The sequence below is a fragment of the Nonomuraea sp. NPDC059007 genome (assembly GCF_042740555.1).
In the GTDB taxonomy this organism is placed as follows: Bacteria; Actinomycetota; Actinomycetes; order Streptosporangiales; family Streptosporangiaceae; genus Nonomuraea.
Window position 1 is genome coordinate 276,762 of sequence record NZ_JBHYJD010000010.1, and the last position, 14,722, is coordinate 291,483.

General features: G+C 71.2%; 13 protein-coding genes. 3 read left to right on the forward strand and 10 right to left on the reverse strand.

Annotated elements, in window-relative coordinates:
• Positions 1–111 precede the first annotated feature (111 nt).
• Positions 112–2,331 carry a thiamine pyrophosphate-dependent enzyme gene (locus ACFWY5_RS19455; RefSeq protein ID WP_379633397.1) on the forward strand — a complete coding sequence of 740 codons (2,220 nt, stop codon included), beginning with the start codon at positions 112–114 and terminating at the stop codon, positions 2,329–2,331.
• A gap of 1 nt (position 2,332) precedes the next feature.
• Here the strand turns inward: ACFWY5_RS19455 and ACFWY5_RS19460 are convergent, their stop codons facing one another.
• From ACFWY5_RS19460 to ACFWY5_RS19480, 5 genes are read right to left on the reverse strand one after another with little or no spacing between them, the layout of a single operon-like run.
• Positions 2,333–3,994 carry an LLM class flavin-dependent oxidoreductase gene (locus tag ACFWY5_RS19460; protein ID WP_379633399.1) on the reverse strand — a complete coding sequence of 554 codons (1,662 nt, stop codon included), beginning with the start codon at positions 3,992–3,994 and terminating at the stop codon, positions 2,333–2,335.
• Between the two features lie 49 nt (positions 3,995–4,043).
• On the reverse strand, positions 4,044–4,757 hold the full coding sequence (locus ACFWY5_RS19465; protein WP_379613414.1) for a maleylpyruvate isomerase family mycothiol-dependent enzyme: 714 nt from the start codon (positions 4,755–4,757) through the stop codon (positions 4,044–4,046).
• A gap of 45 nt (positions 4,758–4,802) precedes the next feature.
• Entirely contained in the window at positions 4,803–5,924 is a 1,122-nt protein-coding gene (locus ACFWY5_RS19470) for a magnesium and cobalt transport protein CorA (protein ID WP_379613416.1), read from the reverse strand.
• 12 nt (positions 5,925–5,936) lie between these two features.
• A complete protein-coding gene (locus ACFWY5_RS19475) occupies positions 5,937–6,404 on the reverse strand; it encodes a nuclear transport factor 2 family protein (RefSeq protein WP_379633400.1) in 468 nt (155 codons plus the stop codon).
• A 7-nt stretch (positions 6,405–6,411) separates the two neighbouring features.
• Positions 6,412–7,296 (reverse strand): amidohydrolase family protein, encoded by an 885-nt coding sequence (locus ACFWY5_RS19480; RefSeq protein ID WP_379633402.1) that lies wholly within the window; start codon positions 7,294–7,296, stop codon positions 6,412–6,414.
• Positions 7,297–7,330: 34 nt separating this feature from the next.
• Between ACFWY5_RS19480 and ACFWY5_RS19485 the strand changes: the two genes are divergently transcribed.
• Together ACFWY5_RS19485 and ACFWY5_RS19490 are read left to right on the forward strand one after the other, a co-directional pair.
• Positions 7,331–8,029 carry a M50 family metallopeptidase gene (locus ACFWY5_RS19485; protein WP_379633404.1) on the forward strand — a complete coding sequence of 233 codons (699 nt, stop codon included), beginning with the start codon at positions 7,331–7,333 and terminating at the stop codon, positions 8,027–8,029.
• 52 nt (positions 8,030–8,081) lie between these two features.
• A complete protein-coding gene (locus ACFWY5_RS19490; protein ID WP_379633406.1) occupies positions 8,082–9,815 on the forward strand; it encodes a protein kinase in 1,734 nt (577 codons plus the stop codon).
• Here the strand turns inward: ACFWY5_RS19490 and ACFWY5_RS19495 are convergent.
• From ACFWY5_RS19495 to ACFWY5_RS19515, 5 genes are all read right to left on the reverse strand, one after another.
• Complete coding sequence (locus ACFWY5_RS19495) at positions 9,802–10,023, reverse strand: helix-turn-helix domain-containing protein (protein ID WP_379613426.1); 222 nt, start codon at positions 10,021–10,023, stop codon at positions 9,802–9,804. The two genes, ACFWY5_RS19490 and ACFWY5_RS19495, sit on opposite strands and share 14 nt — an antisense overlap.
• A 128-nt stretch (positions 10,024–10,151) precedes the next feature.
• A complete protein-coding gene (locus ACFWY5_RS19500; RefSeq protein WP_379613428.1) occupies positions 10,152–10,874 on the reverse strand; it encodes a GntR family transcriptional regulator in 723 nt (240 codons plus the stop codon).
• Between the two features lie 63 nt (positions 10,875–10,937).
• Entirely contained in the window at positions 10,938–11,912 is a 975-nt protein-coding gene (locus ACFWY5_RS19505) for an LLM class flavin-dependent oxidoreductase (protein WP_379613430.1), read from the reverse strand.
• A gap of 497 nt (positions 11,913–12,409) precedes the next feature.
• Positions 12,410–13,759 (reverse strand): dihydroorotase family protein, encoded by a 1,350-nt coding sequence (locus ACFWY5_RS19510; protein WP_379613432.1) that lies wholly within the window; start codon positions 13,757–13,759, stop codon positions 12,410–12,412.
• Complete coding sequence (locus ACFWY5_RS19515; protein WP_379633408.1) at positions 13,756–14,688, reverse strand: alpha/beta hydrolase; 933 nt, start codon at positions 14,686–14,688, stop codon at positions 13,756–13,758. Before ACFWY5_RS19515 ends, ACFWY5_RS19510 begins: the two co-directional genes overlap by 4 nt.
• Positions 14,689–14,722 lie beyond the last annotated feature (34 nt).

The window sequence follows — 14,722 nt, forward strand, 5'->3', positions numbered from 1 at the left end:
GGACGGGCAAAAGGTTCGTAAAGCTGACACGCCGTAACGAAACTGAGTCAGTTACACCGGTCCAGAACATGTCACCTCCCGACGAGGCGTCTGGGGGGCATAATCGGGCTTGTGGCGCGCGACACAGTTGAGACTCACTTCCTCGAAGCCGTAGCCGACCTCAAGATGGGCACTCCTCGTGATCCGTCGAGACCGGTCCGCGAAGGCAGCACGCTCAGCGGCCGGCTCTGTCTCGACCTGTACCGCCGCCAGCTCGACAGCCGGCTGCTCGACATCGCGGCCCGCTGGCTGCGCGAGCAGGACCAGGGCTTCTACACGATCGGCTCGGCCGGGCACGAGGGCAACGCCGCGCTGGCCGCCGCGCTGCGCGTCGACGACCCCGCCCTGCTGCACTACCGCTCCGGCGCGTTCTACCTCACGCGCTCGGCCCTGGCCGGGCGGCTGCCCGAGCAGGGCATCCGCGACGTGCTCCTGGGCCTGACCGCCGCGGCGGAGGAGCCGATCGCGGGCGGCAGGCACAAGGTGTTCGGGCACCCCGAGCTCGCGGTCATCCCGCAGACCTCGACGATCGCCAGCCATCTGCCCAGGGCCGTGGGTGTGGCCTTCGCCATCGAGCGGGCCCGCGCGCTCGACGTTCCCGCCGCGTGGGCCGGCGACGCGATCGCGGTGTGCAGCTTCGGCGACGCCTCCGTCAACCACGCCACCGCGCAGTCCGGCTTCAACACCGCCGCCTACGCCACCTACCAGGGCCAGGCGGTGCCGATCCTGTTCGTCTGCGAGGACAACGGCATCGGCATCAGCGTCCGTACGCCCAAGGGCTGGGTCGAGGCGGCGGCGAACCGGCCGGGCATCGAGTACTTCGCCGCCGACGGCTGCGACCTGGCCGCCGCCTACGACGCGGCCGCGCAGGCGGTGGCGCACGTGCGGGCCAACCGCTCCCCCGCCTTCCTGCACCTGTCGACGGTGCGGCTGATGGGTCACGCCGGCTCCGACGTCGAGGTCGCCTACCGCACCCAGCGCGAGATCCGCGCCGACATGGAGCGCGACCCGCTGCTGCGCAGCGCCGCGATGCTCGTCGAGGCGGGCCTCGTCACCCCCGACGAACTGCTCAAGTCGTACGAGTCCACGCGCGAGCACGTGCTGCGCATGGCGCTGGAGACCACGCGCAGCCCGCGGCTGTCCACGGCCGAGGAGGTCATGGCGCCCATCGCCCCGCGCAGCGAGGACGTGATCGCCAAGATCAGCCCGGTGGCGGCCGAGCCGTCGGTGCGCGAGAAGGCCTTCGCCGGCGCGCTGCCCGAGAACGACAAGGCGATGACGCTGTCGCAGGCGATCAACAGGACGCTCTCCGACGCGCTGGCCGTCTACCCGGAGATGATGGTCTTCGGCGAGGACGTCGCCAAGAAGGGCGGCGTCTACGGCGTCACCCGCGGCCTGCAGAAGCGCTTCGGCGCCGCCCGCGTCTTCGACACCCTCCTCGACGAGCAGGCCATCCTCGGCCTCGCGCTCGGCTCCGGCGTCGCCAAGCTGCTGCCGGTGCCCGAGATCCAGTACCTGGCCTACCTCCACAACGCGCTCGACCAGATCCGCGGCGAGGCCGCCACGCTCTCCTTCTTCTCCCGCGGCGCCTTCACCAACCCGATGGTCGTCCGCGTGGCCGGCTACGCCTACCAGAAGGGCTTCGGCGGCCACTTCCACAACGACAACGCCATCGGCGCGCTACGCGACATCCCCGGCCTGGTCATCGCCTCGCCCTCGCGGCCCGACGACGCCTCGGCGATGCTGCGCACGTGCCTGGCCGCGGCCCGTACCCAGGGCGCGGTCTGCGTCTTCCTGGAGCCGATCGCGCTCTACCACACGCGCGACCTGTTCGACGAGGGCGACGGCGGCTGGCTGGCCACGTACGCGCCGCCGACCCGCTGGTCCGACACGCACGTGCCGATCGGGCGGGCCCGCTCCTACGGCGACGGCCGCGACCTGACCATCGTCACCTACGGCAACGGCCTGCGGATGAGCCTGCGGGCCGCGGTCCGCCTCACCCAGGAGGGCTACAGCTGCCGCGTGCTGGACCTGCGGTGGTTGTCGCCGCTGCCGGTCGAGGACCTGGTGCGGGCGGCGGAGCTGACCGGCAAGGTGCTGATCGCCGACGAGACGCGCCGCTCGGGCAGCGTCTCGGAAGGCATCGTGGCCGAGCTGGTCGACGCCGGGTTCACCGGGCAGATCGCGCGGGTGACGTCCGCCGACAGCTTCATCCCGCTCGGCGAGGCGGCCGGCCACGTGCTGCTGTCGGAGGAGGAGATCGAGGCGGCCGCCCGCAAGCTGCTCAGCTAGGTCAGTACGGTGACGGCCCGCCGAACATCTCGGCCACCCGCGAGGCCAGCGTGACATCGCCCTCCACCCGCAGCCGCCCGGACATCAGCAGGTCGGCCGGGTTGACCGTACCGGCGAGGACGCGCAGCAGGTCGGCGGCGGGCATCGCGAGCACCAGAGCCGGATCGCCGGCGCGGCCCTGTGCCATCCTGGCCCGCGCGCCGCGCACGGTGATCGTCCAGGTGGCCGCCGGTTCGAGCCGGAACTCCAGCGTCCCCTGGAACCCGCCGGCCTTGGCCGGGTCGAAGGAGCGCGCCATCAGCCCGAACAGCAGCCGCTGTTGCCCCGGCCCGAACCACCGCTCCAGCTCCCGGTCCTCGCGCCCGCCGACGAAGCGGGCCAGCAGCCCCTGCCCGCCGCGCCGCGCCGCCTTGCGCGCCGCCCGCAGCCGCTGCCCCGCCCCGGCCGGCGCCCGCCGCCCGATCCGCGCGACCTCGGCGTCCTCCTCGATCCGGTACGGCCGCGCCATCACCCTGACCGGAGCCCGCCTGGCCAGCGCCGCCCCGATCGCGGGCGCCAGCCGTTCCGCCTTGGCCCGTTCCCGCTCCTCGCGCCCGTCGGCGAAGACCGGCAGGACCTTCTTGCCGAACAGCTCCAGGCTCTCGCAGATGTGCTCGTGCCGGTTCGGCCCCGCCTGCAGTACGAAGATCATCTGATCGACCCCCGCCTCCTCGTAGCGGCGGACCAGCTCGACGAGCTGCCCCGGGGTGCCGAGCGCCCCCGCCAGCGGATCGTCGCCGCGCGCCCCGAGCGAGGGCCGGCGGGCGGTGAAGTCGTCCCAGATGGAGCCCCGGCCCGGCTCGTGCCTGGACGGGCCGTAGTAGTGCGCGAGCGCGTAGGCGAAGAACCCGGCGCCGAGCGCGCCGCGCCGCCTGGCCTCTTCCGGGTCCTCGTGGCACATCATCGGCAGCACGACCGCGAGGTTGGCGTTGACCGCGAACCCGGCGGGCACGCACTCCTCGGAGGCCAGCAGCCGGTAGTAGTCGCGTGACCAGGTGGCCGCGTCCTCGGGGTGCACGAACGCGAACGACAGCGCACCGATCCCGTTGCGCGCGGCCAGCCGGATCGTCTCGCGCCGCGAGCAGGCCACCCAGAGCGGCGGGTGCGGCTTCTGCACGGGTTTGGGGATCACGTTGCGCGGCGGCATGCGGAGGTGGGGCGAATTCCATCCGGCGAACGGCTCCTCGGCGAACATGCGGGTGACGCAGTCGAGCGCGTCCTGCCACATCTCACGTTTGAGCTCGCGCGCCACCCCGAACCCGCCGAGCTCCGCGGCTGAGCTGGCCTCGCCGGTGCCGAAGTCCACGCGCCCGCCGGAGACCAGGTCCAGGGTGGCCACCCGCTCGGCCACCCTGGCAGGGTGGTTCACCTGCTGCGGGAGCTGGATGATGCCGTGGCCCAGGCGGATGTTCGTGGTGCGCTGGGAGGCGGCGGCCAGGAACACCTCCGGCGCCGCCGAGTGGGAGTACTCCTCCAGGAAGTGGTGCTCGACCTCCCAGACGTAGTCGAAGCCGACCCGGTCGGCGATCTCGATCTGGTCCAGGGCGTCGTTGTAGAGCCGCTGCTCGCTGTCCGGTTTCCAGGGCCGAGGCAGCTGGTGCTCGTAGAAGATTCCGAACCGCATTCTCGGACGGTAAGTGCGTTCTGACATCCTGTCCAGATCCGGACAGGGATCACAGCCACGGCCCGATCGACGGCGCGCCGGGCTCCGGCGCCGGGCCGCGGCCGGTCAGCCACGCGGCCAGCCGCGCGGCGCTCCCGCGCACCAGCGCGACCCGCTCGACCAGGTCACCCTCGTCCGGCCTGCCGCCGGGGTGGACGCGCCAGGTGCGCGCCCGGTCGAGTGGGACCAGCAGCAGCGCCGGGCCCTGGGGGCGGTTCTCCATGGCCGTGGTGACGTCGCTGAGCAGCGCGTCGACCATGCCCTCGGGGAAGTCGTCGAAGGACCCGCCGGCGCCGAGGTCCACGGCGTGGATCCACAGCTCGCGCGCCCGCATCCAGGGGACGTCGGAGGCGGGCACGATCTTGCCCTGCGCGGTGCGGACTTTGGTGTTCCACTGCAGGTCCGACAGGCCCGCCAGGTCCTCGCGCAGCTCACGGTCGCGGTCGGCCGACAGGGCCGCCAGCTCCGGCGCGGGGATGCGGGCCGTCTCCTCGATCTCCGCGTCGCGGGCCTCCCTGCTCGGGTACATCGCCCGCTCCTCGCCGGTCCTGGCCCAGTGGACCAGGCGGGACAGCGCCCGCGCGTTGCAGGCCACGTGCGCCACCACATGGCGGCGCCGCCATCCCGGCAGTTGCGAGGCCCCGTCCAGTCCCGCCTCGACGGCCGCGTCCACCTTGCGGGCGAAGTACTGGCCGCCCGCCTCCATCCACCCGAACTCACTCATGGACACCACGCTAGGACCACGCGCCCCGCGCGGTCCGGCAGACCCCTACAGCCAGTCGCGTCTCTTGAAGACGATGTACAGGATCAGGCACACCCCGGCCATCAGCACGACGGCGAACGGATAGCCCAGCGTCCAGTGGGTTTCCGGCATGAAGTCGAAGTTCATGCCGTAGATCGTGCCGACGAGCGTCGGGGCGAAGAGAATGGCGGCCCAGGCGGAGATCTTCTTGACCTCCTCGCCCTGCCGGATGCTGGCCTCGGTCATCTTGGCCATCTCGGCGTTCTGGGCCTGCGTGACCAGGGTCGAGTTGATCACCAGGATGTCCTGGAGCATCTGGCGGAAGGCGGCCACGCGCTCGGTCACCGTGATCGCGTGGTCGGCGACGTCGCGCAGGTAGCTCTGGAGCTCCTCGTTCACGCCGTACTTGGTGGCGCCGGCGATGAAGCCGTCGATCATCTTCAGCAGCGGCGCGGTCGCCCGCTGGAACTCGATGACCTCGCCGCTCAGCTCGTAGACGCGGCGCGAGACCGCCGGGTCGCCGCTGAACACCTGGCCCTCGATCTCCTCCAGGTCCTTCTGCAGCCCGGCCACGACCGGGGCGTAGCCGTCCACGACGGCGTCGAGGATGGCGTACAGCACCGCCTGGGGGCCCTGGCGCAGGAGGTCGGGGTCGGATTCCATGCGTTTGCGCACGGCCTGGAGGTCGGGGGCCTCGGCGTGCCGTACCGTGATCACGAAGTTGGGGCCGACGAAGACGTGCAGCTCGCCGAAGGCGACCTCCTCCACGTCGTCGAGGTAGCGCGCGGCGCGCAGCACGACGAAGAGCGTGTCGCCGTAGCGGTCGGCCTTGGGGCGCTGGGAGCCGACGATGGCGTCCTCTAGGGCCAGCTCGTGGAGCTGGAACTCCTCGCCCAGCTTGACCAGTTCCCACTCCTTCGGGCGGTACAGGCCGATCCAGGCCATGGTGCCCGGCATCTCCTTGAGCCGTTCGAAGGCGTCGGCCAGCGAGCCGGGGTTGTCGATGCGCTCGCCGTGCTGGTAGATGGCGTTGTCGATCACGGTCGGGCGGTAGGGGGCTTCCTCTTCCACGGCCCGGGGATCCATGGAGTGCTCCGGCGCCTGCTCGCGGATGCGACTGCTTTGCAGGAAGCCCTTCATGCGTGCCATGCGCTCACTCCTTTACGACACCTCGTCGAGCGCCTGGTGGGCCCGGTCCCTGATCGTCTTGCGGAACATCGGCGTCCAGCCGAACAGCAGGCCGGCCGGCCTGCCGAGGGCCATCCTCGACCACCGCTTGAAGTCGAACTCGTCGTGGTGCCGCACGATGAGCCCGTCCTCGAAGCGGAAGAGCGCGGTGACCTCGTTGACGACCTCGCGCCCCGTGCCGCTGAAGGTGTAGCGGGCCGTCCAGATGGCGCTGCCGGTGTGGGCGTCGGCCCGCACGTCGCGGAAGTCCGAGCGCAGCCCGTCGCGTACGCCGAGCTGCAGCCGCCACATCGCCATCACCCGGTCGCGCCCCTCCACCTCCTGGAAGACCGGATCGCCGAAGCTGACGTCCGGATGGTAGCAACGCTCCATGACCTCGAGGTCGCCGCGGCCCAGCGCTTCGTAGAAGGCGCGGACCAGCGCCTCGTGCCGATCGTTCACCCCTCTATCAGATCATGTCCGACCCGTTGTGCCAGCACACGGCCCTGACCCATTCGTCCCCGAGGCCGAGCCGGTCGAGCGCGTGGAGCTGGTGCGCGTACGAGTGTGGAATGTTCGGGAAATCGCTACCCAGCACCACCTTCCCCGCATGGCCGAGTTCACGCAGCGCGGGGCGGAGCGCGGCGGGGAAGGGCATGCCGAGCTCGGCGAAGTCGGTGAAGGCCATCGTGGTGTCGAGCGCGACCCGCTCGTAGCGCTCCGCCAGGCCGAAGAACGGCTCGTACTCAGGCATGCCGAGGTGGGCGATGACCAGGCGCAGGCGGGGGTGCCTTTTCAGGAGGCCGGCGATGGGTTCGGGGCCGATGCGGCCGCCGGGCACGGGGACGGAGCTGGCGTGGACGACCACCGGGAGCCCGGCCTCGGCCAGCAGGCCCCAGATGCCGTCCAGCTCGGGCAGGCGGGGGTCGAAGTCGCTCACCTGGAGGTGGATCTTGAAGATGCGGGCGCCGGCGTCGACGGCCTGCCGTACATAGGACGGAGCGTCCGGCTCGGGGTAGAAGGTCGCGGAGGGGACGCACTCCGGGGTACGGCGGGCGAAGTCGAGCGTCCAGGCGTTGAGATCCCGGGCCATGCCGGGTTTGTGGGCGTAGGCCAGCGCGGAGAAGCGGGTGACGCCCATCTCGCGCAGCCGGGCCAGGCGCTGATCCACGGGCCACTGGTAGGTGACCTTCCAGCCGTCGCCGAGCAGCGGGCCGCCGTGGTTGAAGTGATGCCAGACGCGCCGCTCCATCCGTTCGGGCAGGAAGTGCACGTGCAGGTCGATCAGGCCGGGCAGCCCGCGCGCCGCCCGCCAGGCGGGAACCCCGGAATCAGAATGAAGTTCTGTGACCACGGCGGTGACTTTACCCGGATAGGGTCTCTACTCGATGGACAAGTTCCTGGCACAGCTCGTGGAGGTCCAGCCCGCCCCCGAGCCATGGGTGATCGTGGTGTCGGCGGTGTTCGCCTTCGCGGTGGTCTCCTACACCACCTCCTGGCATCTCACCCGAGGGCTTGTCACGATCGCGCACGAGGGCGGGCACGCGCTGATGGCCCTGCTCACGCGGCGCAAGCTGGAGGGCATCCGGCTGCACTCCGACACCTCCGGCGTGACCCTGACCAGGGGCAAGCCCACCGGGCCCGGCATGGTGCTGACCGCGCTGGCGGGGTATGTCGCGCCGTCGCTGCTGGGGCTGGCGGGCGCGTGGCTGACCGACCAGGGGCGCATCACGCTGCTGATCTGGGTCGTCCTGTTGTTCCTGGTCTGCATGCTGCTGCTGATCCGCAACCTCTACGGCGCGCTCATCCTGCTGGCGACCGGAGGCGCGATCTTCGCCCTGTCCATGTACGCGCCGGACGACATCCAGCAGGTCGTGGCCTACGTGGCGGTGTGGTTCCTGCTGTTCGGCGGCGTCCGCCCGATCATGGAGCTGCAGCGCAAACGCCGCCGCAGGCAGGCGGGCAACTCCGACGCCGACCAGCTCGCCAGGCTCACGGTGCTGCCCGGCGGCTTCTACGTCTTCTTCTTCCTGCTGGTCGCGGGTGCCTCGATGTTCGGCGGCGCGTACCTGATGTCGCCCTTCTGACGCCCACACCCGGGCAAATCGCTAAACTCGCCCCTGACAGGGGGGAAGCACTGTGCAGCACGTCGAGGACGCCCCCGGCTATCGAGTGCTCGATCAGGCCGGCCAGGGCGGATTCGCCATCGTCTACCGGGCCTACCAGGAGCGTCTCGACCGGGTCGTGGCGCTCAAAGTGCTGTCCGTGGACCGGGTCGACAGCAAGACGATGCGCAGGTTCCAGCGCGAACTCCAGCTCACCGGCCGCCTCACCGGCCACCCCAACGTGGTCACCGTCTTCGACACCGGCACGACGCGATCCGGCAAGCCGTACATCGCGATGGACTTCTTCGAGAACGGCTCCCTGCGCGACCGCATCCGCAACAACGGGCCGCTCCCCCTGCAGGAGGTGCTGCGCTCGGGCGTCAAGCTCGCCGGGGCGCTGGCCGCCGTCCACGAGGCCGGGGTCCTGCACGGCGACATCAAACCGCAGAACATCCTCATCTCCCGGTACGGCGAGCCCGCCATCGCCGACTTCGGGGTCGCCCGCGTCATCGACACCGCCGAGGTGTCCGCCTCGACCCACGCGTTCACCCCGCTGCACGCCGCGCCTGAGGTCCTGAGCGGCCACCAGCACACCGCCGCCACCGACATCTACTCGCTCGGCTCCACCCTCTACCACCTGCTGGCCGGCCAGCCCGCCTTCCACAGCCCGACCGACCCGTCGATCGCGCCGCTGATGTACCGCGTCCTGAGCAGCGACCCGCCGCCCATCAATCGCGCCGACGTGCCCGCCGTGGTCTTCTCCACGGTCCTGCGCGCGATGGCCAAGGACCCTCAGCAGCGGTACGGCACGGCCCGCGAGTTCGCCGAGCGGCTGCGGCAGATCCAGGCGGAGCTCGGGCTGCCGGTCACCGACCTGCTCGGCGCCGACCTTGGCCCCTCCCCCGCGCCGCGGCCCGACTCGCCGTCCGGCCCGCAGACCCACCCGGCCACCTACCCGGCGACCGCCCCGGCCGACCTGAACGGCCCCGCCCAGGCTCCCGCCTACCCGCCCGCCAGTCCCAGCCCTTGGGCGCCGGGCTCCACGTATCCGGTGACCGGCGCGGTCAGCCCGTGGGCCCCTTCCGAGACCCGGCACGCCACCGGTCAGGCTCCGGCCGGTCCTGCGGGCGGGCAGGCCACGAGTCCGTGGGCGCCTGAGAGCAGTGTGCCCCTTGCCCCGCAGGTTCCCTTGGCGCAGCCGCCTGGGGGAGGGGGTCCGGCGGCGCCCGGCGGGCGACGCAGGAAGGACGGCGGCTCCCCGGGGCGCGGCAAGATCGTGATCGGGGTGGCCGTGGTGGCGGTGGCCCTGGCCGGTACCGGGGTGGCCGTCTACCTGTCGCAGCGCCCGTCCGGCACGGTGCCCACGGCCGGCCGTACGCAGCTGAAACAGCCGAGCACTCCCACCGTCGACCGCGAGTCCATCGACGCGCTCCGGCCGCGCGGGCTCAAGGTGAGCCGGGATCTGGGCGTGTCGGTCACGCTGACCTGGCGCCTGCCCGGCGGCGCGCGCGAGTACCCGATCGTGGTCCAGCGCGAACCCTCCGACGACGAGCCCCTCATCCCGCTGCCCGCCGGCACGACCTCCACCCGCGTGACCGGCCTCACCAAGGGCGTCGGCTACTGCTTCCTGGTCGGCGTACCCCTGCAGATCTCGCAGAAGACCAGCGTCGCCTGGTCCAAGCCGACGTGCATCCGAGGCGCCCTGCCGGGCGGCCCCCAGCCCAACGACGCCGCCGCCCCCAACGCCGCCGCGTCTACCTCGCAGTGAGCCGCCGTCCCAGCGTTCCCAGCCGGTAACCCTCTCCCGGCTCGGCCTCCACCAGGCCTTCGTGGCACATCGTGGTGCACAGCGCGTGCACCGTGCTGCGCGGGATTCCGGTACGGCCGGCGAGTTCGCGCACCGACAACGGGCGCTGGGTGCCGGCCAGCGTGCGCAGGACACACGCGGCCTTCGAGACCGACTGAACGTGGGACATGGCCCACCCTGCCCACCACCGCCCGCCCCGATCAACCCCGGGTCCCGCGACACGGAACCTGAGGCGTCGCCCCCGGATCGCTCCAGGGCATGGGCAGCGGAGCCCCACGGCCTTTTGCCGCACTGGTCTCATTTGGCCTGGCGGCGGCGGGGTTTGGTGGGGGCCGCGGTCTCCGCCTCCTCCGACAGCACCTCGATGATGCGGCGGGAGACGATCTCCAGGTGCTCGTGCAGGTGGGCGACGGCGGCGTCGACGTCGCCGCGGGCGGCCAGGGTGGCGAGGTGGCGGTGACCGCCCTGGTCGTGGCCGACGCGCAGGCCGAGGAGGTAGCGGCCGACGGAGTTGCGCAGGTCCTCGATGATGCCGACGGCGACGGGGTTCTCGCCCGCGTCGTACAGCTCCCGGTAGAAGGCGGCCCGTTCCTCGGCCAGCGAGCTGCTGACGTGGGGCTCGTCGAGGGCGGTGCCGAGCTCGCGCAGCCGGGCCGCCCTGGCGGAGGTCATCCTGGCGATGGACTTGCGCAGGGCGTGCGACTCCAGCAGGACGCGCAGCTCGTAGATCTCGCGGACCTGCTCGACGGTGAGCGTACGCACCACGGCGCCGCGGTGCGGGTGGAAGGAGACCAGCCCCTCGGACTCCAGTTGCATGAGCGCGGTGCGCACCGGGATGCGCGAGACGCCGAGGCGCTCGGCGAGCTCCTCCTGGCGCAGATGCTCGCCGGGTGCCAGCACGCCGGTGATGATGCACTCGCGGATGACGTCGTAGGCCATCTGTCCGACCGTTTTGTATCCAGCGGACATACGGCCGACGACATCGTCGAACGAGGGCTTGGTCGCGGTCTCCACGCTCACGCCTCTCCCGGGGATCCGGTTATCGGATCCAATCCAAGCACAGGTGTCCCGCCATGCGGGACACTACCGGAGTCTGGGCAGTACCTCGGCCCCGAGCAGGTCGATCACCTCGAACCAGCGCGGGAAGGAGAAGCGGAAGTCGAAGACGAGGTGCTCCACCCCGGCCGCCTCGAACTTCTTCACCTCGTCCACGATCTCCCCCGGATCGCCGACGATGAGCTGGCCTTCGAGGTCCTCGACCGTCTCGAACCGGCCCGATGGCGGCCTGACCGCGAACTTGGCCTTGTTCGCCCAGGCCAGCAGGCCCGGGACGTTGACGTCGCGCAGCGCCTCCTCCCTGGTCGCGGCGACGGAGGTGGGCGGGATGACGGCCACGGTCGGGAGCTTCCTGCCGTTCTCCTCGCAGATCTCACGCATGCTCTCGACGCGGCGGCGGATCGTGGCCAGCGAGATGCGGCCGGGCATCCAGCCGTCGGCCCACTCGGCGGCCAGGCGGGCGCTGCGGGGGGTGGCGCCGCAGTACCAGAAGGGGACGGGGCCGCCGACGGGCTTGGGTTCGATGCTGACGCCGGTGAAGGTGAAGTTGTCGTCGGAGTAGCTGACATCGTTCTCGACGGCGACCTTGCGCAGGATCTCGGCGTTGGAGCGGACCAGCGAGACGCGGTCCCTGTCGCCCCAGCCGATCGCGTCGAACTCGTGCTGGAAGGTGCCCGCCCCGAACCCCAGGATGAGCCGGTCGCCGACGAGCTGCGTCATGGTGCCGAGCTGCAGCGCGGTGGTCAGCGGGTGGCGGAAGGGGATCAGCGAGCCGGTGCCGAGCTGGATGCGCGAGGTCACCGCCCCGATGGCGGTCAACGTGGTGAGCGCGTCGTAGAACTCCCGGTTGGGCGACTCCATCTCACCGTGCGGCTCGAAGACCAGGTGGTCACGCACCCAGACGGAGTCGAACCCCAGTTCCTCGGCCCGCTGCGAGCCACGGAGCAACCGGTCGCGGGAGGCGAACTCACCAAAGTGGGGAAGCAAGAGGCCGAATTTCACGACAAATCTCCTTAAATCCATGAGGTACGGCTACCGCCCCACCCGCCCTCCCCAACCCCTCAAACCCCTGAACCCTGCGGGACCTCGGCCCCTCAAGCCCTTCGGCCCTCAAGCCCTTCGGCCCTCAGGCCCTCGGCGTCACAAGGCCCTGGGCCCTCAACCCCCTGGGCCCTGAGACTCGGGGTTCTCAGGTCTCCGGGTGCCCCGAGCCTTCCGGCCGGAAAGCCGGAGCCACGATCTCGGCTTCTCGGTCCCGGTCCCGGTCCCGGTCCCGGGCTTCCGGAATGAGAGGAGGAGGTCGAGGGCGTGGCGGTGGAGGCAGGGCGGGTGGTGAAGGTGAGACGGGAGGCGGAGGTTGGGAGGCGGAGGCGGGGTGGAGTCGGGTTGGAGGTGGAGTCGGGTCGGAGGTGGAGTCGGGTTGGAGGTTGGCGAGTGGAGGTTGGGGGGGTGGAGGTTGGGGTTGGGAGGCGGGGTGAGGGGTGGAGGCTGGGGGTGGGTCAGGCTTGTTGGCCGTGGCCTGGGTGGCCGACGACTTGGCCGTCGCCGTACACCTCGACTCCGCGGACGAACGTGCGGTCGATGCGGACCCCGCACGTCACCCCCGCATAGGGTGTCCAGCCGACCCTGGACAGGACGTCCGCGTCGGTGATGGTCCACGGCGCGTCAGGGTCGGCGATCACGATGTCGGCGTCGCGGCCGGGGAGCAGGGCGCCCTTCGTGGGGAGGCCGAACTTGCGGGCGGGGGTCTCGGCGGCCATTTCGACGACGCGTTCCAAGGTGATCTGACCCGAGAGGGCGGCGTTCAGGAGGAGGGGGTAGAAGTACTGGATGCCGGGGGTTCCGGTGTGGGAGCTCCACATGCGGGTCCAGCCGATCTCCTTCTCCTCGCGCGTGTGCGGCGCGTGGTCGGAGGCGGCGATGTCGATGGTGCCGTCGCGCATGCCGTCCCAGACCGCCTCGCGGGCGTCGTCGGGCACCCAGTACGAGAGCGCATAAGGCCCTAGCCGCTCGACGTGCTCCCACCGGGCCAGGAACGGCATCCAGTGGTTGACCTCGCACGTCACGTCCACGCCCCGGGCCTTGGCCCGGCGGACGGCGTCGACGGAGCGCCGGGTCTGCATGTGGGCCAGGTGGACGGGGCAGCCGCTGGCCTCGGCCAGGCGGAGGACGACGTCGATGGCGGTGTCCCAGATGACGCCTTCGCGTTCGGCATAGGCCTGGGCGTAGGCCTGCGGGGTGTTCTCGCCGCGCTCCAGGTAACGGCCCTCGATGTAGTCCATGAGCGCCTGGTCGTGCGGGTGGACGATGAAGCGTTTGCCGGTGGCGGCGATGGTGTCCATCATGCGCAGCAGGTCGCCGTGGTCGTGCATGCCGGTTCCGGCGGGGTGCGGGTAGGTGCGGCCGGTGTCGACGACCATGTACACCTTGTAGGCCCTGATGCCCATCTCGGCCATCTTGGGGACCTGGTCGGTCAGGGTGGCGGCGGGGTTGTGGTTGTAGTCCACGATCGAGGTCGCCGCGTATCGGGACAGGACGTCCCGCAGGGTCTCGGCGGTGGTGGTGGGCGGGTCGAGGTTGGGCATCCCGAAGATCGTCGTCACACCTCCGGCCGCGGCCTGGCGGGTGGTGGTGAGGATGTCCTCCTTGTGGGTGAAGCCGGGTTCGCGGGTGTGGACGTGCACGTCGACCATCCCGGGCAGGACGAGCTTGCCGGTGGCGTCGACCACCTGGTCTCCGGTCTCCACCTCCCGGGAGACCAGTCCGGCGATCTTGCCGCCGGACACGAGCACGTCGGCGTCGAGGCGGCCGGCGGGGGTGACGACCGTTCCTCCGGCGATCCTCATCATGCGGGCGCCTCGATCCGCGCGTCGCCCTCGGGGGTGGAGACCACCAGGTGGGCGGGGCCGAGGTGGCGGTCGAACCAGGCGACGACCCTCGGGGTCACCTCGGTCCAGTAGCGGTCGTAGGCGGCGTAGTGGGTGGTGTGCCGCTGCATGATCAGCTCGCGGGGGCCGCGGGCGGCGGCGTACACCTGCTCGGCGTGGTCGGTGGGGGTGGTGGCGTCGTTCTCGATGCCGATGACCAGCAGCGGGGTGTGCACCGTGGCCGCCGCGGGCCGGTAGGCGAGGATCTCCTCCACCGCGGGGGCGAACGCCACCTGGGTCGGGATGCGCTCGTCCACGTCGGCCTTGACGGTCGTGGCCCGCCGTTCCTTGGTCGGGACCATGATCTCCTCGCGGGGATGGACGAGGCGGCCCTTGCCGGTGCGTACGCGGTCGAGGCGGTCGGACTCGACGTCGGCCAGGAACTCCAGCCACTCGTACTCGCTGCGCATCCGGTGCAGCCAGTCGGCCCCGTCGGCGACGGGCAGCTGGCTGACCGCGGCCCGGACCCGCCGGTCGGCGGCGGCCAGCAGCACGGCGTTGCCGCCGCCCGTGCCGCCGCTGCCGAAGACGCCGATGCCGTCGGGCACGACGTCGTCGCGCCCGCTCAGGTACGTGACGGCGGAGCGCAGGTCCTGCAACTGCCGGACCGGCGACAGAATCGACCGGTCGCCCTCGGAGCCGCCGAAGCCCCGGTAGTCGAAGACCAGCACGGCGAAGCCCGCCGCGGTCAGTGCCTCGTGATAGCGGACGTAGAGTTTCGCGTCCTTGAGCCCCAGCCAGCCGGGGCCCTGGACGATGGCGCGGTACGGCCCCGCCCCCTCGTCGGGGGTACGCCACAGGGCGCTGATCCGGTCGCCTTCGCTGTACCAGCTCACTTCTTCTGTGCGCATGCCCACAGCCTGGATTTCGTATCCAATCTTGTCA

Excerpts from the sequence above, each read along its gene's own strand:
- ACFWY5_RS19460 (WP_379633399.1), bottom strand. The coding sequence starts at position 3,994 with ATGCGGTTCGGAATCTTCTACGAGCACCAGCTGCCTCGGCCCTGGAAA.
- ACFWY5_RS19465 (WP_379613414.1), bottom strand. The coding sequence starts at position 4,757 with ATGAGTGAGTTCGGGTGGATGGAGGCGGGCGGCCAGTACTTCGCCCGC.
- ACFWY5_RS19470 (WP_379613416.1), bottom strand. The coding sequence starts at position 5,924 with ATGGCACGCATGAAGGGCTTCCTGCAAAGCAGTCGCATCCGCGAGCAG.
- ACFWY5_RS19485 (WP_379633404.1), top strand. The coding sequence starts at position 7,331 with ATGGACAAGTTCCTGGCACAGCTCGTGGAGGTCCAGCCCGCCCCCGAG.
- ACFWY5_RS19495 (WP_379613426.1), bottom strand. The coding sequence starts at position 10,023 with ATGTCCCACGTTCAGTCGGTCTCGAAGGCCGCGTGTGTCCTGCGCACG.
- ACFWY5_RS19510 (WP_379613432.1), bottom strand. The coding sequence starts at position 13,759 with ATGATGAGGATCGCCGGAGGAACGGTCGTCACCCCCGCCGGCCGCCTC.
- ACFWY5_RS19515 (WP_379633408.1), bottom strand. The coding sequence starts at position 14,688 with ATGCGCACAGAAGAAGTGAGCTGGTACAGCGAAGGCGACCGGATCAGC.